Annotated in this window: 20 protein-coding genes; 7 read left to right on the forward strand and 13 right to left on the reverse strand. The window is 61.3% G+C overall.

Annotated features, from left to right (window positions below; translation table 11 throughout):
• The first annotated feature begins 51 nt into the window (after window positions 1-51).
• Window positions 52-1,653, forward strand: coding sequence for an MFS transporter (locus I7X09_RS06140; protein WP_095970430.1), 1,602 nt, complete (start codon window positions 52-54; stop codon window positions 1,651-1,653).
• 51 nt (window positions 1,654-1,704) lie between these two features.
• Here I7X09_RS06140 and I7X09_RS06145 read toward each other — a convergent pair whose 3' ends face one another.
• On the reverse strand, window positions 1,705-2,556 hold the full coding sequence (locus I7X09_RS06145; RefSeq protein ID WP_200316027.1) for an SDR family oxidoreductase: 852 nt from the start codon (window positions 2,554-2,556) through the stop codon (window positions 1,705-1,707).
• Between the two features lie 118 nt (window positions 2,557-2,674).
• Between I7X09_RS06145 and I7X09_RS06150 the strand changes: the two genes are divergently transcribed.
• Window positions 2,675-3,124, forward strand: coding sequence for a winged helix-turn-helix transcriptional regulator (locus I7X09_RS06150; RefSeq protein WP_095970432.1), 450 nt, complete (start codon window positions 2,675-2,677; stop codon window positions 3,122-3,124).
• Here the strand turns inward: I7X09_RS06150 and I7X09_RS06155 are convergent.
• From I7X09_RS06155 to I7X09_RS06165, 3 genes are all read right to left on the reverse strand, one after another.
• Complete coding sequence (locus tag I7X09_RS06155; RefSeq protein ID WP_095970433.1) at window positions 3,100-4,092, reverse strand: iron-siderophore ABC transporter substrate-binding protein; 993 nt, start codon at window positions 4,090-4,092, stop codon at window positions 3,100-3,102. The genes I7X09_RS06150 and I7X09_RS06155 overlap by 25 nt on opposite strands.
• A gap of 183 nt (window positions 4,093-4,275) precedes the next feature.
• Window positions 4,276-5,679 (reverse strand): dihydrolipoyl dehydrogenase, encoded by a 1,404-nt coding sequence (lpdA, locus tag I7X09_RS06160; protein WP_003941477.1) that lies wholly within the window; start codon window positions 5,677-5,679, stop codon window positions 4,276-4,278.
• A 49-nt stretch (window positions 5,680-5,728) separates the two neighbouring features.
• Window positions 5,729-6,715 carry a dipeptidase gene (locus I7X09_RS06165; protein ID WP_200316029.1) on the reverse strand — a complete coding sequence of 329 codons (987 nt, stop codon included), beginning with the start codon at window positions 6,713-6,715 and terminating at the stop codon, window positions 5,729-5,731.
• Window positions 6,716-6,948: 233 nt separating this feature from the next.
• Here I7X09_RS06165 and I7X09_RS06170 point away from each other — a divergent pair, with 233 nt between their 5' ends.
• The 3 genes from I7X09_RS06170 to I7X09_RS06180 all read left to right on the forward strand — a co-directional run bounded on the left by I7X09_RS06170 (window position 6,949) and on the right by I7X09_RS06180 (window position 11,394).
• Window positions 6,949-7,998 (forward strand): alpha/beta hydrolase, encoded by a 1,050-nt coding sequence (locus I7X09_RS06170; protein ID WP_007733735.1) that lies wholly within the window; start codon window positions 6,949-6,951, stop codon window positions 7,996-7,998.
• Between the two features lie 243 nt (window positions 7,999-8,241).
• Complete coding sequence (locus I7X09_RS06175) at window positions 8,242-9,258, forward strand: alpha/beta hydrolase (RefSeq protein WP_095970436.1); 1,017 nt, start codon at window positions 8,242-8,244, stop codon at window positions 9,256-9,258.
• 84 nt (window positions 9,259-9,342) lie between these two features.
• Entirely contained in the window at window positions 9,343-11,394 is a 2,052-nt protein-coding gene (locus tag I7X09_RS06180) for a prolyl oligopeptidase family serine peptidase (protein ID WP_200316031.1), read from the forward strand.
• Window positions 11,395-11,398: 4 nt separating this feature from the next.
• Here I7X09_RS06180 and I7X09_RS06185 read toward each other — a convergent pair whose 3' ends face one another.
• Together I7X09_RS06185 and ppk2 are read right to left on the reverse strand one after the other, a co-directional pair.
• The gene (locus I7X09_RS06185; protein ID WP_095970438.1) at window positions 11,399-12,232 is read right to left on the reverse strand and encodes an alpha/beta hydrolase family protein; all 834 of its coding nucleotides are present in this window, start codon (window positions 12,230-12,232) and stop codon (window positions 11,399-11,401) included.
• Between the two features lie 51 nt (window positions 12,233-12,283).
• Window positions 12,284-13,198 (reverse strand): polyphosphate kinase 2, encoded by a 915-nt coding sequence (gene ppk2 / locus I7X09_RS06190; protein ID WP_037129644.1) that lies wholly within the window; start codon window positions 13,196-13,198, stop codon window positions 12,284-12,286.
• Window positions 13,199-13,343: 145 nt separating this feature from the next.
• On the opposite strand from ppk2, the gene I7X09_RS06195 reads away from it, so the two are divergent.
• The gene (locus I7X09_RS06195) at window positions 13,344-13,547 is read left to right on the forward strand and encodes a PspC domain-containing protein (protein WP_003941534.1); all 204 of its coding nucleotides are present in this window, start codon (window positions 13,344-13,346) and stop codon (window positions 13,545-13,547) included.
• A 93-nt stretch (window positions 13,548-13,640) separates the two neighbouring features.
• Here I7X09_RS06195 and I7X09_RS06200 read toward each other — a convergent pair whose 3' ends face one another.
• The 6 genes from I7X09_RS06200 to I7X09_RS06225 form a co-directional block, all read right to left on the reverse strand.
• Window positions 13,641-13,784 carry a hypothetical protein gene (locus I7X09_RS06200; protein ID WP_003941503.1) on the reverse strand — a complete coding sequence of 48 codons (144 nt, stop codon included), beginning with the start codon at window positions 13,782-13,784 and terminating at the stop codon, window positions 13,641-13,643.
• 63 nt (window positions 13,785-13,847) lie between these two features.
• Window positions 13,848-14,033 carry a hypothetical protein gene (locus I7X09_RS06205; RefSeq protein WP_223304379.1) on the reverse strand — a complete coding sequence of 62 codons (186 nt, stop codon included), beginning with the start codon at window positions 14,031-14,033 and terminating at the stop codon, window positions 13,848-13,850.
• A gap of 212 nt (window positions 14,034-14,245) precedes the next feature.
• Window positions 14,246-15,691 carry a wax ester/triacylglycerol synthase domain-containing protein gene (locus tag I7X09_RS06210; protein ID WP_200316033.1) on the reverse strand — a complete coding sequence of 482 codons (1,446 nt, stop codon included), beginning with the start codon at window positions 15,689-15,691 and terminating at the stop codon, window positions 14,246-14,248.
• A gap of 136 nt (window positions 15,692-15,827) precedes the next feature.
• On the reverse strand, window positions 15,828-17,288 hold the full coding sequence (locus I7X09_RS06215) for a wax ester/triacylglycerol synthase domain-containing protein (protein ID WP_200316035.1): 1,461 nt from the start codon (window positions 17,286-17,288) through the stop codon (window positions 15,828-15,830).
• A gap of 466 nt (window positions 17,289-17,754) precedes the next feature.
• Window positions 17,755-17,949 (reverse strand): hypothetical protein, encoded by a 195-nt coding sequence (locus I7X09_RS06220; RefSeq protein WP_031331808.1) that lies wholly within the window; start codon window positions 17,947-17,949, stop codon window positions 17,755-17,757.
• Window positions 17,950-18,184: 235 nt separating this feature from the next.
• A complete protein-coding gene (locus tag I7X09_RS06225) occupies window positions 18,185-18,328 on the reverse strand; it encodes a hypothetical protein (protein ID WP_200318151.1) in 144 nt (47 codons plus the stop codon).
• A gap of 562 nt (window positions 18,329-18,890) precedes the next feature.
• Between I7X09_RS06225 and I7X09_RS06230 the strand changes: the two genes are divergently transcribed.
• Window positions 18,891-19,727: a DUF559 domain-containing protein gene (locus I7X09_RS06230; protein ID WP_234036810.1), complete on the forward strand. Its 837-nt coding sequence runs from the start codon at window positions 18,891-18,893 to the stop codon at window positions 19,725-19,727.
• A gap of 154 nt (window positions 19,728-19,881) precedes the next feature.
• On the opposite strand, the gene groL is transcribed toward I7X09_RS06230, so the two are convergent.
• A complete protein-coding gene (gene groL, locus I7X09_RS06235; protein ID WP_003941476.1) occupies window positions 19,882-21,507 on the reverse strand; it encodes a chaperonin GroEL in 1,626 nt (541 codons plus the stop codon).
• Window positions 21,508-21,662 lie beyond the last annotated feature (155 nt).

A 21,662-nucleotide genomic window follows, 5' to 3' on the forward strand; every position in this document is an offset into this window, starting at 1 on the left:
AACGAACTATTTCGTTTGACTCACCCGAGAAGGCTGGAATACCTTTTTCCAATGACCACCACGTCCCACGTCGACGGCGGCACTCTGCCACCGATCCCGGCTGCCTCCGAGAATCCGAATCATCAACGTCGCTGGCTGGTGCTCTGCATCGTCGCGTTCGCTCAACTCATGGTGGTGCTCGACGGCACCATCGTCTCCATCGCACTACCGGCGGCCCAGGAGGAACTGGGCATCAGCGACCTTGACCGTGCGTGGGTGGTCACGTCGTACGCCTTGGCGTTCGGTGCGCTGCTGCTCCTCGGCGGACGTATCGCCGACTACTGGGGCCGCAAGCGATCCTTCATCGTCGGCATGGCCGGCTTCGCGGTTGCCTCCGGCATCGGCGGCATCGCGCAGAGCGGTATCGAACTGTTCATCGCTCGCGCCGGCCAGGGCGTCTTCGCAGCATTGCTCGCGCCCGCTGCGCTGTCGATGCTCACCACCACCTTCATCGGAGAGAAGGAGCGCGCCAAGGCTTTTGCCGTCTACGGCGCGATCTCCGGCGGTGGCGCTGCCATCGGCCTGCTCCTCGGTGGAGTGCTGACGCAGTACGTCGACTGGCGCTGGTGCCTGCTCGTCAACATCCCGATCGCGCTGATCGCCATCGCTGCGGCCGTCCCGATCGTCAAGGAAACCAAGGCGCACGGCGACACGAGCTACGACCTTCCCGGCGCTGTCCTCATCGCCCTGGGGCTCGGCTCACTGGTCTACGGATTCACACGCGCCGAGCACGGCTGGGGTCAGGCTGACACTTTGCTGTTCATCGCACTGGGCCTGGTCTTCCTCGCCATCTTCGTGGTCGTCGAGAGCCGCAGCAAGAATCCGCTTCTACCGCTGAGCGTTCCGTGGCATCGCGATCGCGGCGCTGCTCTGATCGGCTCCATGCTGGTGGGCGCCGCCCTGCTCGGCGGCACGTTGTATCTGACGTTCTACCTGCAGATCGTGCTCGGATTCAGCCCGGTCATGGCCGGCGTCGGATCGCTGCCGATGGCATTCTTCATCGTCTTGGCGTCGACCATCGCAGCGCAGTTGTCCACCAAGATCGGCCCCAAGCCGCTCATGGTCGCGGGCCCGCTGGTGGCTGCGGTAGGACTGCTCATGCTGACCCAGATCGAGGTACACAGCTCCTACTGGACGCACGTGTTCCCCGGCCTCGCGATCTTCGGCTTCGGACTCGGTCTGCTGATGGTGCCGATGCAGAACCTCGCACTGATCGGCGTTCCCGACCACGACGCCGGCGCTGCCAGTGCCCTGGTCAACGCCACCCTGCAGATCGGCGGTGCACTCGGCACCGCACTGTTCACCACGATCTACGCTTCGGCCAAGTCGGCCTTCACCGCCGACAACGCGGCGCCGATCCCGCCGGAAGGCATTCCTGTCGACATGTCGAATGCGACCATCCCGACCGGCGATCAATTGGCACTACTCCCCCAGCCGGTGCAGGACTTCGTCGCCTCGATGACGGACTACTTCTTCGGCGCCGAGGTATCCGGATACTCGGCCGCATTCGGTTGGGCGGCAATCCTGTTGGCGATCATCGCACCGGTAGTGCTGGTGCTGGTCCGCGCAAAGAAGGGTGATCTGCCCGCCGAGGGTGCCGTCCACATGGGGTAACCGCTGTGCGCCTTTATTAACCGCCCGCGGTTAATAAAGGCGCACAGCAGGTCAGGCCTGCTTCAACACCTCAGCCACCGGAGTGCTGCTGCGGCCGATCAACTTCTGCAGGTCACCCGACTCGGTGTCCAACGCCCCCTTGGCAATTGCGGCATCGGAATCGGCGAGGATCTGCGCAACCGGTGCAGGTAGTCCGACACCTTCGAGAATGCCTTCGTATGCCTGCTCGTCCACGAACTGGTACACGACGGGCTTGCCCGCGAATTCGCTGATCTTCTCGGCCAATTCGGCGTAGGTGAGCCTCTCGTCACCGCCCAACTCGTACACTGCCCCTTCGTGGCCATCGGTGGTCGCGACCACTGCTGCGGCGTCGGCGTAATCCGCACGCGCCGCAGCCGCGATCTTGCCTTCCGCTCCCGCACCGACCAGTGCGCCGCGTTCGATCACACCGGCCAGGTCGTTGGTGAAGTTCTCCCAGTACCAACCGTTGCGCAACAGCGCGAACGGAATACCGCTCCGAGTGAGCACGTCCTCGGTCGCCTTGTGCTCGGCAGCAAGCTTCATCGGCGTGTCCTGAGCATTCAAGATGCTCGTGTAGGCGATGAATCCGACGCCGGCAGCCTTCGCCGCGTCGATGATGTTGGTGTGTTGCGCGAGCCGTGACCCCACTTCACTTCCCGAGATCAGCACCAGCTTGTCGACGCCCGCCAGTGCGGTTTCCAACGCCGAGGCATCGGCGTAGTCCGCTTGGCGTACAACTACTCCGCGGGCGGCGAGGCTTTCCGCCTTCTGTGGATTCCGGACGACTGCGACGATGTCGGACGCGGCGGTTCCCCGCTCGATCAACGACTCGACGACCAGTTGTCCGAGGTTTCCGGTTGCGCCGGTGACTGCAATGCTCATGCGAACTCCCGATCCAGGTTGAAGCGTAAATGCGTTCTGCAACCATCATGCACTTATTTTTCGTAAGTGCAACACGTCGAGTTAGCGCTATGGGATCGTGCAGTAGTAGCCTGGGTTCATGACCAGCACCGACTCACCTTCACGTGCTGCCCAGACCCCTGATCCGAATGCCGACGGCGTGGACCCGACCCTCGAGGCTGACGTCTTCGCTCGCGGGTGCAACTCTCGGGCGGCATTGCAGAATGCAACCGGACGCTGGGGCGCACTCGCACTGGCAGCATTGAACGAGGGCCCGTACCGGTTCAGTGCCCTGCGCCGACGCGTCGACGGAGTCAGCGAGCGCATGCTCTCGCAGACCCTGCAAACACTCGAGCGGGATGGCCTCGTGCACCGTGAGGTACTCGAAACCATCCCGCCCAAAGTGGAATACAGCCTGACCGAACTCGGCGCCGACGTCGCCGCAAAGATCACGGCCCTCATCGAACTCCTCGAATCGCAGGTTCCGAAAATCGTTGCGTCACAAGCGTCGTACGACGCTCGGAATCAGCTCAGCTTGTCCGAAAGCTGAGCGATGAACTCGTCGAAGGCGTAGGGAACGCTCAGCACCGTCGGAGCGGACGTAGCCATCGCGTAGTCCATTCCGACCAGGCGAACCAGGCGGCCGTTCGACACCGAGGTCATGTTCGCGAACGGACCGAAGGACATGAGCTTGTCCAGGTTGGTGCCGTCGGCGTCGACGAGAATGAAGACGTCGGAGTCGAGTGTGTCGATGGATTCCATGCCCACGGACACCGAACTGTCGCCGGAAGTGCACACCGCGTCGACACCGGGCGAGGTCTTCAGCCCGAGCTGGCCGAGAAGACGGATCCGCGGGTCGGTGCCGCAGAATACGATCAAACCCTCGTCGGTGCGCATTGCATACGTGGCGGTCTTGCCCTGGAACTGCGGGTGATCTGCGGCCTGCTTCTCGAAGTACGCCCCAGTCTCGTCGATCAGCGTCTGAGCCTGCGCCGGCTGTCCGAGTGCCGCGCCGATCATGCTCATCTGCTTGTCCCACGCCGTATCCCACGGCTGGTCGGGGAACGCGACAGTCGGCGCGATGTCGCTGAGGCGCTTGTACTCGCCCTCGTCGATGCCGGAGTAGACGGCGAGGATCACGTCGGGATCGAGCCCGAGGATCTGCTCGAACGGGATATCGGGATTGGTCGTCATGAGAACGGGCTTGGCACCGTTCAGACGCGAAGCGTCCCAGGGCAGGATGTTGTTCTCGATGCCGTCGCCGGAGAAGCTCTCCATGGCGACCGGAACCTTGTTCAGCGCGATCACCGAATCCTGGCCACTCCATCCGATGGTCACGATGCGCATCGGCTCCGCGTCGATCGTCGTCGAGCCGTAGGCGTGGTCGACGGTCACGGGGAACGCCCCCGCCTCGGCGGCACCCGAAGCTTCGGTGTCCGATCCGGAGTCAGCTGAGGTCCCACAGGCGGAGAGCGTCAGCGCGACGCAAGCCGCGAGCAGTACGGAACGAGTTTTCATGAGTGGTCCTTCGAAAGCCGGATGGTCGACTCGGGACGCTAATGCGTTGCGCGCCTACACCCCGACTCGAAGGCCTCAGATGGCGGTTTCGCAACACAACTCGACACAAAAGACGAAAAACCCCGTGTGCCTTTCCGGTAGAGCGAACTACCGAAAAAGGCGCACGGGGCCGAAGGCCTGCCGTCAGAAGTTGATCATGTGGCCTGCGAGGCCGTGGATCGCTTCCTGCAGAGCCTCACTGAGTGTGGGGTGGGTGTGGACGTTGCGTGCCAACTCGTTGACCGTGAGGTCCCACTTCTGGGCCAAGGTCAGCTCGGGCAGCAGTTCCGAAACGTCCGGTCCGATGAGGTGCCCGCCGAGCAGTTCGCCGTACTTCTTGTCGGCGATCAGCTTGACGAAACCGGTCGGGTCACCGAGACCGTGTGCCTTGCCGTTGGCAGCGAACGGGAAGTTCGCGACCTTGACGTCGTAGCCCTCGGCCTTGGCCTGCTCCTCGGTCAAACCGAACGAGGCGACCTGCGGCTGGCAGAACGTCGCACGCGGCATCATCCGGTAGTCACCGAGTGTCTGCGTCTCCGCGCCGCCGATGGTCTCGGCAGCGACGACAGCCTGAGCTTCTGCGACGTGCGCGAGCTGCAGCTTGGCGGTGACGTCACCGATGGCGAAGATGTGCGGGACGTTGGTGCGCATGTAGTCGTCGATCGCGATGGCGCCGCGATCGGTCAACGCGACACCGGTGTTCTCGAGACCGAAGCCCTCAACACGCGGTGCGAAGCCGACGGACTGCAGAACCTTGTCGACGACCACGGTCTCGATCTCGCCGGACTTGTTGTCCTTGATCGAGACGGTGACCTTGCTGCCGTCGTCGCTGATGGACTGCACAGCGGCACCGGTCTTGATGGTGACGCCGAGCTTCTTGTACTGCTTGGCGATTTCCTTCGAGACGTCGGCGTCCTCGTTGGGCAGTGCCCGATCGAGGAACTCGACGATCGTGACGTCGACGCCGTAGTTCTTGAGGACGTAACCGAACTCCATGCCGATCGCGCCGGCACCGACGATGAGGATCGAACCCGGAAGGTCACGGGTGAGGATCTGCTCTTCGTAGGTCACTACGTTCTCGCTCAGCGAGGTGCCGGGCAGCAGCTTGGTGTACGAACCCGTCGCGATGATCGCGTTGTCGAACGTGATCGTCTCGGTGCCACCCTTGCTCAGCTCCACGCTGATGGTGTTGGCGTCGACGAACGTGCCCTTGCCGTCGTACTCCGGGATCTTGTTCTTCTTCATCAAGAAGTGAATGCCCTTGACTCGCCCGTCCGCGACCTTGCGGCTGCGATCGAAAGCGGAGCCGAAATCGAAGGACACGTCTCCGGACATGCCGAACGTCTTCGCTTCTTTCGTGAAGATGTGCGCGAGTTCGGCGTTACGGAGAAGCGCCTTGGACGGAATGCAGCCGACATTCAGGCATACACCGCCCCAGTACTTCTGCTCGATGATGGCGGTGCTCAGGCCCAGTTGTGCCGCGCGGATAGCAGCGACGTACCCACCGGGGCCGGCTCCGAGGACAACGACGTCATAGTGTGAGGTCACGATTCACCAGGGTAGTCCTGCATCGTTTCGCTGTCCCCAGATGGTCGCATTACCCGTCGGTAGCCCACACTTCTCGGGCAACTCGGGCGAAATTTCCGCCGTACACGGCCTCGATCGACGGCTCGTCGAAGCCCCGGTCACGCAATACCTGATCAAGTGTCAGCACGTCCTCCGGTGGAGTCCACTGCAGTGGCCCCCACGCCGTGTAAGCCTCGGAGAACCACGACGGGTTCTGCTCGATCTCTTCGCGGAAGTCGTCGGCGTCTAAGGAGAAGTCGGAGCCGATCCCGACGTGATCGATGCCGACGAGTCCGACAGCCTCTTCGATGTGGTCGGCCATCGCGGACAGCCGAGCCTGGTCGTCATCCGGTCCGTTGACGCCGAGGAATATGCCCACGCCGTTGATCCCGATGACGCCGCCGGTCTCCGCACACGCTCTGGCCTGATCGTCGGTGATGTTGCGCGGATGCTCCCACAACCTTCGGAGGTTCGAGTGGCTGTAGATCATTGCTCGCTGGGCGATAGCTGAGATGTCCAACCCCGTCTGTACCGAACAATGTGAGCCGTCGACCGTCATTCCGACGCGATTCATCTCGGCAACCAGGTCACGGCCGTATCCACTCAACCCCGTGTCCGCCAGGTCCAAACATCCGCAGCCGGCAGCGTTCATGTAGTTGTACGTCGGCAACATCGAGCGGACTCCGAGGTCGTAGAAGTACGAGACGTTGGCCAGGTCTCCCTCCAGCGGATTCGAGTCCTCCAGGTCGAAGGCCAGGGCGATTCCGCCGGACTCCTGAATCTCGACGACGCCGTCGACGGTGAAGACAGGGGTTATCTCCGGGAACTCGACCCGCGCCTGCCACGCGAAACTCTTGGCGATTGCCGTCGAGTCCGCGCGAGTCTGCGGCGAGTAACCGACGTTCACCGAAACGTAACTCCCCGCTGGGCGCTGATATCGGAGAAGATCTTCGACAGACGCGTTCGACTGCAGAGGTAGGCAACAATGTTGTTCCCATAGTGGATATGTCCGGTTCACTCACTAATCCCGTCGATGATCAGGGAAATTCACCTGAAACTGGTCGTACGTTCAGCAAATCTCTGGTTCACTGGCGGATAACGCACCGATGCGGTAGAACTTACAAGACTCACACGCCCTGTACCTATCGACAGAGCATGTACCCAGCATGAATTCCCGTACGGGAACAGCAACAAAGGACCGTTCACTCCTGGGCGGATTCGAAGGAATTTTAGGTGGAGGTTTCTGAACGTATGCGTGCTCGCACTTTCAAGCGTGGCCGTCTGGTCGCCGCTGTAGCCGCAGTATCCGTGCTGCCGATGCTGATCAGCCCTGCAGTGTCGTCCGCAGGCGGAGATCCGTCGACCACCACGGCAACTGTAGCCAAGGCAAACACAACGGGTTCCAAGCTCTCGAGCCGCACGGACAACGGGCGCATCGCCACCATCAAGGTGTACTCCCCTTCCATGGAACGCGATATTCCGCTCGAGGTCATCCTCCCGGCAGACGGCAGCGAACCCCGCCCGACGCTCTACCTGCTCAACGGTGCAGGCGGCGGCGAAGACCGGGCGACGTGGCAGCGTCAGACCGACGTCAACGAGTTCTTCGCTGACAAGAACGTCAACGTCGTCACCCCGCTCGAAGGTGCATTCAGCTACTACACCGACTGGGTGAACGACGACCCGTCCCTCGGCCGTCAGAAGTGGCAGACGTTCCTGACCCAGGAACTCCCGCCCGTCATCGACGCCGAGTTCAACACCAACGGCGTCCAGTCGATCTCCGCGATCTCGATGACCGCGACCTCGGTCCTCAACCTCGCCATCGCAGCTCCGGGCCTCTACAAGGGCGTCGGTGCATACAGCGGATGCGCCGAGACCAGCACACCGGTCGGCCAGTCCTCCATCGAACTGGTTGTGGGCATGCGCGGCGACGCTGACGTGACCAACATGTGGGGCCCCCTCGACGGCCAGGGCTGGATCGACAACGACCCCGTCGTCAACGCCGAGAAGCTCCGCGGCACCGAGCTCTTCATCTCCACCGGCTCCGGACTCCCCGGCCCGCACGACACCCTGAACAACGAGGCGATCAACGGACAGGTCGGCACACTCGCCAACCAGGTGATCGTCGGCGGTGTCATCGAGGCAGCAGTCAACTACTGCACCCACAACCTCGCCTACCGCCTCAACGATCTCAAGATCCCGGCCACCTTCGACTTCAAGCCGACCGGCACCCACTCGTGGGGCTACTGGGAAGACGATCTCCACAACTCCTGGCCGATGCTCGCTCGCTCGATGGGCATCTGACCGAAATCGATTCAGCTCGACCCCGCTCCCTGCACTTCCGGGAGCGGGGTCGAGTTCTTTTCAGGGCTAGTTCGAGGGTTAATTCCGGGGCCAATTCAATTGTCAGGCAATCGAATCGCGTCACTTTCTGCGCCCGCTCTGCTTTACTGACACATAACAAAAAGTGAACCTGTTCCAGTAAGGGCTCACAGGCACTTCGATCCGTTCCGGATCCGAAGACATTCAGGTGGAGGATCCGAACGTATGCGTGCTCGAATTTTCAAGCGTGGCAGTGTGATCGCCGCTCTCGCAGTGGCCACGGTGCTGCCGATGCTGATCAGTCCGGCGACAGCTTCTGCGGGCGGTGACACGTCCGGATCGCACGTCGTGAGCAACACCAAGACCGGCGACCGCAAGGTCACCATCTCGGTCTTCTCCCCGGCGATGGATCGCAACATCCCGCTCGAGGTCATCCTCCCCGCAGACAACAGCGAACCCCGCCCGACGCTCTACCTGCTCAACGGTGCAGGCGGCGGCGAAGACTCGGCGACCTGGCAACGCAAGACCGACGTCATGAACTTCTTCCAGGACAAGAACGTCAACGTCGTCACTCCACTCGAAGGCGCGTTCAGCTATTACACCGACTGGGTGAACGACGATCCGGTTCTCGGTCGCCAGAAGTGGCAGACGTTCCTCACCAAGGAACTCCCGCCCGTCATCGACGCCGAGTTCAATACCAACAAGGTCCAGTCGATCTCCGCGATCTCCATGACCGCGACCTCGGTCCTCAACCTCGCCATCGCGGCTCCCGGCCTCTACAAGGGCGTCGGCGCGTACAGCGGATGCGCTGAGACCAGCACTCCCGTCGGTCAGAGTGCGATCGAACTTGTCACAGGTACCCGCGGCGGAGCTGACATCACCAACATGTGGGGCCCGCTCGACGGTCAGGGCTGGAAGGACAACGATCCGGTCCTCAACGCCGAGAAGCTCCGCGGCACCGAGCTCTACGTCTCCACCGGCTCCGGACTCCCCGGCCCACACGACACTCTCGCCAATCCCGCGATCAACGGTCAGGTCGGTGCGCTCGCCAACCAGGCGATCGTCGGCGGCATCATCGAGGCAGCGGTCAACTACTGCACCCACAACCTCGCCTACCGCCTGAGCGACCTGAAGATCCCGGCCACCTTCGACTTCAAGCCGACCGGCACCCACTCGTGGGGCTACTGGCAGGACGATCTCCACAACTCCTGGCCGATGCTCGCTCACTCCCTGGGCGTCTGACCCGATTCGTTCTCACTCGACCCCGCTCCAGTGTTTCGGGAGCGGGGTCGAGTGCTGTCGGGAGCGAGCAGTAAGAATGGACGTATGACTTCCGATCAGCAGCCCATCACCGGCGACGACCCCTACCTCTGGCTCGAAGACGTGACCGGTGAGTCTGCACTCGATTGGGTCCGTCAGCACAATGCCGTGACCGAGGAGCAGCTCACCGACAACGAGCGCTTCGATCGACTGCAGAGCGACGTGCGCGAGATCCTCGATACCGACGCGCGAATTCCCTACGTCCGCCGTCGAGGTGAGTTCCTCTACAACTTCTGGCGCGACAGCACCCACGTTCGCGGATTGTGGCGACGCACGACGTTCGATCAGTACGTCACCGACAACCCGGAATGGGACGTCCTCGTCGACCTCGACGCCCTGGCCGAGGCCGAGGGCGAGAACTGGGTCTGGAAGGGCACGCAACTTCTACGGCCACACCGCAACCGTGCATTGATCAGCCTCTCCCGCGGCGGGGCAGACGCGGCGGTCGTTCGCGAGTTCGACATCGACAAGCGCGAGTTCCTCGCTCCCGAGGGCGAGAATCCCGGCTTCTACCTTCCCGAGGCCAAGACCGACGTCGACTGGATCGACATCGATACCGTCTACGTCGGAACGGATATCGGACCAGGGTCGCTCACCGATTCCGGATATCCCCGTCTGGCCCAGCGGTGGAAGCGCGGCACTCCCCTCTCCAGCGCCGAGACCGTCTACGAGGGCCAGGCCACGGACGTGGCCATCTCGGCTTCGCACGATCCGACGCCCGGGTTCGAACGAGACTTCGTCACTCGCTCGGTCGATTTCTACAACTCTCAGCATTTCGAAGTTCGCCCCGACGGTGAACTGGTGCTCGTGGACGTCCCCGAGGACGCCGGGATCTCGATTCACCACGAGTGGTTGTTGATCCGCACCAAGTCCGTGTGGGCCGTCGAGGACACCGAATATCCGACCGGCGCACTGCTTGCCATCCGTTACGACGATTTCCTAGCCGGCTCACGAGCACTGACATCGATCTTCGAACCCGACGCACATTCGTCGCTCGAGCACTACACCTGGACACGCGATCATCTGATTCTGGTGGTCCTGACCGACGTGCGCACGACGCTGCGCATCCTGACGCCAGGCGAAAACGGCTGGGAGGATCGACCTTTCGAAGGGCTTCCAGAACTGACCAGTATCGAAATTCTCGACACCGACCCTGATGTCAGCAACGAGTACTTCGTCAATTCGAGTGGATACACCTCCCCTGCAACTCTTTTGCACGGCGTGATCGGCGAAACCGAACCCACTGCCCTCAAGCAGGCTCCCTCGTTCTTCGACGCCGAGGGCATCACCACGGAGCAGTTCTTTGCCACCTCTGCCGACGGCACCCAGGTTCCGTACTTCGTGGTGCGCAGTCCGCGTAGCGAGCCTGGCCCGACCCTGCTCTACGGGTACGGCGGATTCGAGATCTCGCTGACACCGTCGTACAGCGGTTCCCTGGGCCGCGCCTGGCTGACGCAGGGCGGAACCTATGTGGTCGCGAATATTCGCGGTGGCGGCGAGTACGGACCCGGTTGGCACACACAGGTTCTCAAGGCCGGTCGCCACAAGGTGCACGAAGACTTCGCTGCCGTCGCGAGAGACCTCGTCGATCGCGGAATCACGACCCCGGATCTTCTGGCAGCTCAGGGCGGAAGCAACGGCGGCCTGCTGATGGGCATCATGCTGACCAAGTACCCCGAACTCTTCGGCGCCATCGTCTGCCAGGTCCCGCTGCTGGACATGCGCCGATTCCATCTCCTACTGGCCGGCGCGTCCTGGATGGCCGAATACGGTGACCCCGATGTCCCGGAGGAGTGGGCATTCATCTCGGAGTACTCGCCGTATCAGAACATCGACGCCGCCGCGTCGTACCCACCGATCCTGATCGCGACGTCCACCCGCGACGACCGCGTCCACCCCGCGCATGCCCGCAAGATGGCCGCACGGCTGGAAGAGCTGGGCAAGCCGGTGCTGTATTTCGAGAACATCGAGGGTGGCCACGGCGGCGCCGCGGACAATGCTCAGCTGGCCTTCAAAACTGCGCTCACCTACGAGTTCCTCTGGCAGAAACTCGGCTGATCTTTCAGCGGTCGCGCAACCACGCGACGACGCGCTCGCTCACAGCGGTGGGATTGCGTATCCAACCGTTGTGACCGAGTGGTTCGTCGATGTGCGTCATCGTCACTTGGGCCCCGGAGAGCTTGTCCACCAGGTTCTTTGCCGACCGGCGTGGAGCGAGATCGTCCCCTTCGATCGTGATCGACAGAACCGGCAAGGTCAGGCGAGCGATCCGCTCCTCGTAGTCGATATCCGCACCGACGGGTTCCATGCGACCGGTCCTGGCGAACCGGGCCCAATCGGTGATCAGTACTTTCGACTGTCGACCGAAGCCGCCGACGTTGACCCGGTCTCCAGGCCAGAAGCCGGCGATGTTGGCTGTCACCGACATCGCGGACGAACCCAGATAGAGTCCGGGCGCACGGATTCCGGGGAATCCGCGGTGATACGGCGATCCGGAGGCAACCAGGATCAGTCCGCCGAGCCGGCCCCGAATCCTGGACGCGTACATGACCCCGATCTGGCCGCCCATGCTGTGCCCCATCAGAAATGGTGTGCTGGCCGGAAACCGCTCACGCACCACCTCGAACGTCGCCGGACAATCGATCGAGACCAGTTCCTGATATCCGAAAACACTCGACGCGCTCGGGCGCGGTTTGCTGTCACCTTGGCCGCGCAGTTCACCGATGGCCGCATTGAAGCCGGCGTCGACCAGGGCCTGCGCCACCGGGTCGTAGAACCCGGCGGGAACTCCGAGCCCGGGCAACATCACCACCACGGGTGCGTCGTCGTTCGGTCCGGGAAACAGACGGATCGGGGTCACGGTGCCGTCGGGGAGTTGGATCGGTACGGTCTCCATTCAACTCACACTAACCACCCACGCCGCGGATGGGCAGAGCACACGCGCCGACTATTCGAGGCTTCCCACGATCAGCGGATCCGGAGTACCCACGATCTCGTAATCCTTGTTGTCGTAATCGAACTGACTGAGCACGTGACGCATCGCGTTTATCCGCGCGCGCTTCTTGTCATTGCTCTTGATGACGGTCCACGGAGCGGTGTCGGTATCGGTGAACCGGATCATCTCTTCCTTCGCCGCCGTGTACGCATCCCACTTGTCCAGAGAAGCGATGTCCATCGGCGAAAGCTTCCACTGCCGAACGGGATCGACCTGTCTGATCGCGAACCGCGTGCGCTGCTCCAGCGGGGAAACCGAGAACCAGAACTTGATCAAGCTGATGCCGTCGTCGACGAGCATCTGCTCGAACAACGGCACCTGGCGCAGAAAACGCTCGTGCTCCTCGTCGGTGCAGAAGCCCATGACCCGCTCGACCCCGGCCCGGTTGTACCAAGACCGATCGAACATCACCAGTTCCCCGGCAGCCGGAAGGTGCTGCACGTAGCGCTGGAAGTACCACTGCGTCGACTCGCGGGCCGACGGCTTCTCCAGCGCCACGACGCGAGCGCCTCGAGGATTGAGGTGCTCCATGAATCGTTTGATCGTTCCGCCCTTGCCGGCAGCGTCGCGTCCTTCGAACACGATGGCGTGCCGTGCGCCGGTTTCCTTCGACCAGTTCTGCAGCTTGAGGAGTTCGATCTGCAGCAGACGCTTGGACATTTCGTACTCGTCCCGAGGCATCCGTGCCTCGTACGGGTAGCCCTCCCGCCAGGTGTCGACCTCGAACCCGTCCGGCGACGTCAGCAGCACCGGATCGTCGTCGTCATTGTCGTCGACGGTGAAGGCGGCGGTGTCGGCCAGATCGACGGCGGTCGAGAGATCCGCGAAGGCGCTGAGGAACGGTCGGCGTTCTGCTAAATCGGTCACCGCCGACAAGTTAGTCTCCCGCAGCAACTGTTCGGTGAAGCTGGGATGAACTACCGGGGTATGACACGGCGGCCTCAAAAGATCAGGGTGCAGATGGGGGTCGTCCCCGATGGTGCGCGGCGCCATCTCGCTTCAGAATTGAAGCATGACATTCGAAAGCAACACACCTCGCCCCTTCACCCGTTCCAACGACAAGAAAATGTTCGCCGGAGTGTGCGGCGGAATTGCAGATTACTTCGGCGCCGACGTAAATCTTGTCCGTCTACTCGCCGTTATCGCGGCTATTTGCACGGGCGGAACCGCGGCTTTGGTATATCTCGCCGCCTGGATGCTCATGCCGTTAGGTTGAGAATTCCGACACTTGACATGGCGAGAATTACGCGCCGACAAAAGGTATTTCGGGGCCTACGCGCCAACACGAGCAGGCCCCGAAATCAACAATCTACTTGGCGGCCTTCAACTCTCCACCGCTGAGCGCAGCGAGGGCCTCGAGACCCTTGACGGCCAGGCCACTGACGCTGCCCAACCCCTGACCGATGATCGCACCGACTGAGCCGGCAGCGTCCATGACAGATCCTTCAAGCATGACGTTCTCCTTTAGATGTTCAGTGGTTCACTTGGGACGAGCAAATGACGCCGATCAGAAAACTCAGGGAACGACAGGCGGCGTAAAGCTGAGGGTGTCGAGAGATCCGAAGATTCCACCGGCGGTATCAGCCAGTGAACCGAAGAGGTTTGCACCGACATTGTCCAATCCCAGCAGCATTGTCAGCAAAGCCTGCATCGGTGCACCGTCCCCATTCGGACCACCGAGAATATCCATCAACGAACCCATGTTCAGCTCCTCGCGTAGGTGATTCTTTTTACCGTCGGTGACGATTATCGAACCAGTCCGGCGGTAGACACTCGACGTGTCGACAGTCACATTAATCCGCGAGATAACGACTCGACACCACTACGGACAATTACCTTAATTAGGATGAATTCGACAGAAATTTCCCGAACACAAATCGTCGATTCACCACAAGTTCCGACGCAAGTTGCTCTTTATCGTTCGACTACCTCACGATTTTGGTCAGAAACTGCCTGCAGAAGCGTCGTGAACCCCACCCGCAACAATTCGACGTAGTGCTCGATATCCGGCATCGTCTCTTGCGAGACGATGACATTGAGCGTCAGAGAACCTCCACGCGCGGCAATGAGGAAGTGGCGCAGAATGTCTCCGTCGACCGGCGCCTGCCCGCCGAGAACTGCCACCGCAGGCGCACCTTCGAAGACATTGCCGTCGACCGATACCGGGACATTGCTGATCGTCGTGTTCTGAATGACCTTGTGCGAAGGGTCCAGCTTGTTGAGCCGGCGCGAGAGACCGGTGAGTCTGAGCAGAGCCGCAGGCGAGGTTTCGATGCGCGTGCCGTAACGACGGACGGCTGGGTGTGAACTCCGCCCTTTGGCCCTCAGCGCCGAATCTCTGATTCGTGTCAGCCGCTCGACCGGATCTTCGACGTCTGTGTGCAGATCGACCGTCAACAGCGCCAGTTGGTTGGCCGACTCCCATTCGGCGATCTTCCGCATCGATCGGGGAACCATCGCCGCCAACCCACTGGCCGATTTCTCGCCCTTCTCCGACAGGTATGCGTCGAGAGCACCGGCGACGACGGTCAGGAAGATGTCGTTGACCGTCACGCCCGGAACGGCCGCTCGGATCGCCTTGATGTCTGGGCCGTCCAGCGTCAGGAAATCGATCGTGATGTCTCCGCCCAGCACGCCGTTGAATCGGGTCGGTAGGCGGTCGGCCGAGTACGTAGGTAGCTCTCCGGCCTCTTCCGCCTCCCGAACCGTCTCGGCCGCAACCTTTGTCACGGACAGACCCCGGCCGAAGCGGATCGCCTGGCCGGGCAAACCGACGACCGTGCGCCCGATCAAATCCAGCGACGAAAGCCCCGAACCGGCACGCTTCGTCTCCGGCTTCGGCGGACCGGAGAACAGAAGGTTGGTCAGATCGCGGATCGCCAGACCGTCACCGGCTCCGTGGTGGGTCTTGAGCATGATCAGCGTCAGATTGCCCGGCAGCTCGTCGATCCCGTGCACTCCGGTCATGACGTGCAACTCCCAGGGCGGCCGGGACAGGTCCATCGGCTCCCCGAGCGAGCGCCCGAGCAATTCACGAACCGGCGCCCACCCGGCAACAGGGGCACGATGGACGTGCACATGATCATCGACGTCGAAATCGGCCGGGACCCAATAGGGATAGTCCAGATCCAGCGGAACTCGCTGGAGGCGACTCGTGAACAGTGGCCAGTACCCGAATCTTTCGGTGATCCACCGAACCGCGTCGGCGTGCGTCATCTCTGCGAGCGGATGGCCCGTCGTGTCGAAGAAGTAGGCGCAGACCATGTGGCTCAGATGTCCGCCGGACTCGTTGTAGACGAACTCCGCGTCTCGCGGTCCCATCTGAGATACCGCGGCTGGCAACGAGTTCCGAAAGATCATGCATGCCCCTCAATTCCGACGCTGAACGAATGTCCGAATTGTAGCGAGCTGACATGCAGATCCTCTGGGTTCTGCTCGGAATCGTTGGGTATCACCAAATCCATCAATCGGAGAAGGTGCCTGCGATTCCGATCGATCAGGAGGCAACCTCTTGGTCAGGTGAATCCGCAGTCTGCATCGCGGCTGCCGCCGCCAAATCATCGAAACTTGCTCGCAGTAGTTCGATGTAATGGTGGAGATCGGGCATGGTCGCGGTATCCGCGATGACGTTGAGGGTCAGTCCCCCACCTGCTGCGGCGACCATGAAATGCCGTAGCCCATCCCCGTCGATGGGCGCTTGCACTGCAAGCACAGCCGCGCCCGGAGCGCCGGCAAGCGTCAACCCTTCGACCGAGAGTGGAATGTTACTCACCATCGTGTGCTGGTAACGCGGTCGATCGAGGCTGTGATCGTTCTGCTTGCGCGCATACGCCATCAATCTCATCAACGGCGCCGGCGTGGTCTCGACTGCGGCCCCGGCACGCCTGACCGCGGGATGGGACGTACGCGCCTTCTCCGACCGTGCCGAACTCGAAATGAGCGCCAACCTCTCCAACGGGGACTTGACCTGGGTGTGCATATCCACCAGCAGAGCCACCAACTGATTCGCCGATTCCCACGCTTCGACCTTGCGTACCGAGCGAGGAACCATCGCAATCAAAGAACCGCTTGGCGTGTCATCTTTTTCCGTGAGGTAACGCGTCAGAGCGCCTCCGACAACGGCGAGTAGAACGTCGTTGACAGTGGCACCAGGCACCGAATCCTTGATCTCACGGACCTGCTCCCCGGACATTGTCATCGGTTCCAGTGAGGCAGCTCCACTCACCTTGCCGTTGAATCGAATTGCAGGCCTTTCGTTGAGGCTCTCCACCCATTCTCCGGCCTTCTTCGCAGCGTCAGCATCTCGCTGAGCGCGTCGGTTGCCTGGTACCTGCCTTGCGAAGCGATATATTCGGCCGGGAAACCCCAGTAGCGACTTGGTGAATATCCTCGCTCGCACAAACGGCACAGACGGTTCGGACCCAGCCTGCTGCACCTTGCCCGAAAAGATAGTTTCGCCCAACGTCCTGATGGCGATACCGTCAGCTGCACTGTGGTGAGACTTGAGCACCACCGCCGTCAGTCGGCCCGGCAATTCTTCAAGTCCCTCCAAACCTACGAAGAAGTGCAGTTCCCACGGCGGACGGCGCAGGTCCATCTTGGTGGTCAACAACGCGCTCAACGGCTTTTGCAGTGCTGCCCATCCTGTGTCACTGATCTTGTTGACGTACACGTGCTTTCGGACGTCGAAGTCAGGGTCCGTCACCCAGTAGGGATGGTCCAGTCCCAACGGAGTCCGTTGGACTCGTTGAGTGAACATACGATCACATCCAAGGCGTGCGGTAACCCAGTCCACTGCCTGTTCTGCCGTGAATTCCGCGCTTGGGTGCAACGATGTCTCGAAGAAGTACACAGCGATCAGATGATTCAGGTGACCAGCGCCCTCGTGATAGATGAATTCGGCATCGCGTGGGTTCAGCTGCGCCATCCTTGCGCCTGACGTATTGGACGCGCCCATTGAACTCCTTGTATCGCGGCTGGTTGCCCGCACATTCGCCTGAGTGCAAAGCTTGTGACTATAAATCCGGTGATTGCAAAACCAATGGTCCCCGAAGCCACAAGGCTACGGGGACCAAAGTTTCAAGCAAGTGGAGGTTGTGCAGGTTCGCCTGACTGCTCCGCTACGATGATGTCCTCGACAACCGAACAATATGGTGCAGTCGCTGGAGTGATCACGGCTTCTGTGGAGGATCCTTGATGATCTTGCTTCCAGTGGAAGTGAGACCAAGCATGTTCGATACCCACGTGATCATTCCGGTTATATAGGTTTGCAGCATGACCGATTCCGTTCTTCTATGGCGTGGGGGAAGACGACAGCGCGTTGAAATACTTTACAAACGTGCCCACGAGATCGACCGATCCGAAATCGACGATCTTGGACAGGTAGTCCAGGAAGAGATCGAACATCTTTTCTCCTTCTCCTTCTACAGGCCGGCTACGGAGCCGAGGACCGATTGGACGCTGCCCGCCGCAGCTTCACCGAGCGCACCGCCCATGTTGAGGCTTCCGGTGATCGACACGAAGATTCCGTCAACGACCTTGACCAAGTAGAACAGTGGATCCACGAGGGATCCGACGTCAACGCTTGCGAGCGCACCTATCAAACTAGCTGTGTCCACCGTATTTCACACTCCTTGAGATGATTTCGTTCACTGGGTAAAGCAATTCACTTCTCAGTCGACGTTCGGGAGCCACCCGAAGTCAACCGAGGCGATAAACGGGGTAAACAAAGCCATCCCGAGAATATTTTTGATCAACCCTCCGGCTTCGCCCTCGAGAACATCCGCAATCGATCCCAGATCCATCATTCGCTCCTGTCATCAATAACACTGGAAGAAGAACTTGCAGGTTCCGTCAACTGAGGTCGATTGCCGAAACCAACGATCCGGTGACCCCGTCGATTCCCGGCATGAGCGAACCGGACCAGACGTTACCCAGCAGGTCGGTGAACAATGCCGCCGTTGCCTGCAGGAACATGACGATCATATTGAATCCCACGCTTTCGATTGGCCGCGAATACTCACGGAACATTTACATTGGAATGCTTGATGCAGCCCACAAAGAACCGATCCAAGCAGCAATTAAAGAATCCCAGTCGAACCATAAAACCGAGATCCTCCGGGGCGGGTGCCCACTTTCCGCGGCTGTGACTGACATCAAGGTAGTGCAATAGGATCCGCTTTGGGTACCTTTTGCCCAAGAATTTCAGATGGATCTGAAACCTGTTCCATATTCGCAGGTCCAGCGTCCAAGACGCCTGAAAATCGAGAAAAATGGAATAGCAACCGGAATGCACGTCGTCCGAAAGGCTTAGTACTTTAGGGTATTCAGGATAGAATTATCCAACAAAAGAACTATACGTATCCGCGCTTTACAGGTTAGCGGACGCGAACAATCGGGACGGAAATATCAAACACCCTTCAATGTTCGGATAGATGAAGCTTCTCGTTCCCCACCTTCTCGATGCACGCGTTACGCCGAGGTTGTCCACACACACGCGGCCATCCACAAAGTGGCTTCTGAATCCGCGTCGTCAGGCGCTTGCCGCCACAGTGCATACGTGGACGTTGTCACGAGAAACCAGTTGCTCCAGCAGGGCACTTCGAGCAGTTCGATCTCCCGTTCCACGCGATCAGGGCGACTCCATCGAATCCTGCCGTCGGTGTACTCCACCGAAGAACCTGGGTACTTCGAGCGTTGCGTCGCGGTCACACTGTGGAAGCCCGAGGCCGTCCTCAGCCATACCAGCGCGGCCTGGCTGTGGGATCTCCTGCCGGAGGAACCACGCTTCGTCGAGGCCACCGTGGCTCCCAGCGTCCGAGCAGGCAGTCCGCAGTGGGTACGGCTTCACCGACGAACTGGAGTCTCGTCGGATGAGTGGATGGGTTTACCGATCGTGCCGATCGAGCAGTGCTTCATCGACGTCGCGACCACGTTGCCACGGCCCGAACTCGAGGCCTTCTTCGACGCGGCGGTATCGACCCGAGTGCCGTGGAAGTCGATAGCCCAACTGTGTGGTGCGAGCCGCGGCAGGCACGGGATCCCCGCCGTACGCGAACAACTCCGCACCTGTTGCCCGCTCACTCGTTCGGAACCGGAGCGAGCAGTCGCCCGTGCGCTGACTGCGCGCAACGTCCACCTGGAGATCAACGCTCGGGTCGGGCCCTACTTCGGCGACCTGGTCGACACGCGAGCCCGGGTGATCGTGGAGATCGACGGGCGCGAATTCCACACCGACCCCGCAACTTTCAACAACGATCGACGGCGTCAGAACGCACTCGTTCTCGACGGATGGATGGTGTTGCGTTACTCCGCCGCCACCGCGATGGCCCATCTCGACGCTGTGGCGGACGAAATCATCACAGTGGTCCGAAGACGCCGACACAACCGGGCGTAAGCGCGGGCGTAAACGCACACAGCATCGAGCGTGCAACGGGAAACCGCGATCGCGCCGCAGTAGTGGACAAAAATGCCCACATTCATCTCCAGACAAGCAAAAGCCCGGCCCACCGAATGGTGGGCCGGGCTCTGGGAGCTAGGTGGAGATGGACTCAGAAGTCCATGCCGCCCATGCCGCCGGTCGGATCGCCTGCAGGCGCTCCGGCCTTCTCGGGCTTGTCAGCGACAACGGCTTCGGTCGTCAGGAACAGAGCCGCGATGGACGCTGCGTTCTGCAGTGCCGAGCGGGTGACCTTGACCGGGTCGTTGATGCCTGCAGCGAGCAGGTCGCCGTACTCGTTGGTCGCAGCGTTGAGGCCGTGACCTGCGGGCAGGTTGGAGACCTTGTCCGCAACAACGCCGGGCTCGAGGCCTGCGTTGAATGCGATCTGCTTGAGCGGAGCGGACAGTGCAACGCGAACGATGTTCGCGCCGGTTGCCTCGTCACCTTCGAGCTTGAGGTCGTCCAGTGCGGGAGCTGCCTGGAGAAGTGCAACGCCACCGCCGGCGACGATGCCCTCTTCGACGGCTGCCTTTGCGTTACGCACTGCATCTTCGATGCGGTGCTTGCGCTCCTTGAGCTCGACCTCGGTAGCAGCGCCGGCCTTGATGACTGCAACGCCGCCGGCCAGCTTGGCCAGACGTTCCTGCAGCTTCTCACGGTCGTAATCCGAGTCGCTGTTCTCGATCTCGGCGCGGATCTGGCTGACACGACCGGCGATTGCGTCGGCGTCGCCGGCACCCTCGACGATGGTGGTCTCGTCCTTGGTGATGACGACCTTGCGTGCCTGGCCGAGGAGCTCGAGGCCTGCGGTCTCCAAGGAGAGTCCGACCTCTTCGCTGATGACCTCGCCACCGGTGAGGATGGCGATGTCGGCGAGCTGAGCCTTACGACGGTCACCGAAGCCGGGAGCCTTGACGGCAACAGACTTGAAGGTGCCACGGATCTTGTTGACCACGAGGGTGGAGAGAGCTTCGCCCTCGACGTCCTCGGCGATGATCAGGAGCGGCTTGCCGGACTGGATGACCTTCTCCAGCAGGGGCAGCAGGTCCTTGACCGTGGAGATCTTGGAGCTGACGAGCAGGATGTACGCGTCTTCGAGGACGGCTTCCTGACGCTCTGCATCGGTGGCGAAGTACGCCGAGATGTAGCCCTTGTCGAAGCGCATGCCCTCGGTGAGCTCGAGCTGCAGGCCGAAGGTGTTGGACTCCTCGACCGTGATGACGCCTTCCTTGCCGACCTTGTCCATAGCCTCGGCGATGAGCTCACCGATGGACGGGTCGCCGGCGGAAATACCGGCGGTAGCAGCGATCTGCTCCTTGGTGTCGATCTCCTTGGCGGTCTCGAGCAGGCGAGCTGTGACAGCCTCGACAGCCTTCTCGATGCCGCGCTTGAGGCCGAGCGGGTTCGCGCCGGCTGCGACGTTGCGCAGGCCTTCACGGACCAGAGCCTGTGCGAGAACGGTAGCGGTGGTGGTGCCGTCGCCAGCGACGTCGTCAGTCTTCTTGGCGACCTCCTTGACGAGCTCGGCGCCGATCTTCTCGTACGGGTCGTCGAGTTCGATCTCCTTGGCGATGGAAACACCATCGTTGGTGATCGTGGGGGCGCCCCACTTCTTTTCGAGAACGACGTTGCGACCCTTGGGGCCCAACGTCACCTTGACAGCGTCGGCGAGGGCGTTGAGGCCTCGCTCGAGGCCACGACGTGCCTCTTCGTCGAACGCGATGATCTTTGCCATTGCGAAGTGATCCTCCGGATAGGGGGTGACACACAAGGTGACCGCTCGTCGGGTCACCTCATCGGCACAAGGCGACCGTTTGACCAGTCACCTCGTTACACGGGCGACCGATTTGCCTGGTCACCCATCTACGCCTGTGGTCTAGTCAGTGCCCG

Source organism: Rhodococcus sp. P-2 (genome assembly GCF_016598535.1).
Taxonomy (GTDB): domain Bacteria; phylum Actinomycetota; class Actinomycetes; order Mycobacteriales; family Mycobacteriaceae; genus Rhodococcus_F; species Rhodococcus_F baikonurensis.

Excerpts from the sequence above, each read along its gene's own strand:
- I7X09_RS06200 (WP_003941503.1), bottom strand. The coding sequence starts at position 13,784 with ATGCTTGAAGGATCTGTCATGGACGCTGCCGGCTCAGTCGGTGCGATC.
- I7X09_RS06175 (WP_095970436.1), top strand. The coding sequence starts at position 8,242 with ATGCGTGCTCGAATTTTCAAGCGTGGCAGTGTGATCGCCGCTCTCGCA.
- I7X09_RS06180 (WP_200316031.1), top strand. The coding sequence starts at position 9,343 with ATGACTTCCGATCAGCAGCCCATCACCGGCGACGACCCCTACCTCTGG.
- I7X09_RS06210 (WP_200316033.1), bottom strand. The coding sequence starts at position 15,691 with ATGATCTTTCGGAACTCGTTGCCAGCCGCGGTATCTCAGATGGGACCG.
- I7X09_RS06155 (WP_095970433.1), bottom strand. The coding sequence starts at position 4,092 with ATGAAAACTCGTTCCGTACTGCTCGCGGCTTGCGTCGCGCTGACGCTC.
- I7X09_RS06170 (WP_007733735.1), top strand. The coding sequence starts at position 6,949 with ATGCGTGCTCGCACTTTCAAGCGTGGCCGTCTGGTCGCCGCTGTAGCC.
- I7X09_RS06140 (WP_095970430.1), top strand. The coding sequence starts at position 52 with ATGACCACCACGTCCCACGTCGACGGCGGCACTCTGCCACCGATCCCG.
- I7X09_RS06215 (WP_200316035.1), bottom strand. The coding sequence starts at position 17,288 with ATGGGCGCGTCCAATACGTCAGGCGCAAGGATGGCGCAGCTGAACCCA.
- I7X09_RS06195 (WP_003941534.1), top strand. The coding sequence starts at position 13,344 with ATGACATTCGAAAGCAACACACCTCGCCCCTTCACCCGTTCCAACGAC.
- I7X09_RS06145 (WP_200316027.1), bottom strand. The coding sequence starts at position 2,556 with ATGAGCATTGCAGTCACCGGCGCAACCGGAAACCTCGGACAACTGGTC.
- I7X09_RS06205 (WP_223304379.1), bottom strand. The coding sequence starts at position 14,033 with ATGGGTTCGTTGATGGATATTCTCGGTGGTCCGAATGGGGACGGTGCA.
- groL (WP_003941476.1), bottom strand. The coding sequence starts at position 21,507 with ATGGCAAAGATCATCGCGTTCGACGAAGAGGCACGTCGTGGCCTCGAG.
- I7X09_RS06185 (WP_095970438.1), bottom strand. The coding sequence starts at position 12,232 with ATGGAGACCGTACCGATCCAACTCCCCGACGGCACCGTGACCCCGATC.
- I7X09_RS06150 (WP_095970432.1), top strand. The coding sequence starts at position 2,675 with ATGACCAGCACCGACTCACCTTCACGTGCTGCCCAGACCCCTGATCCG.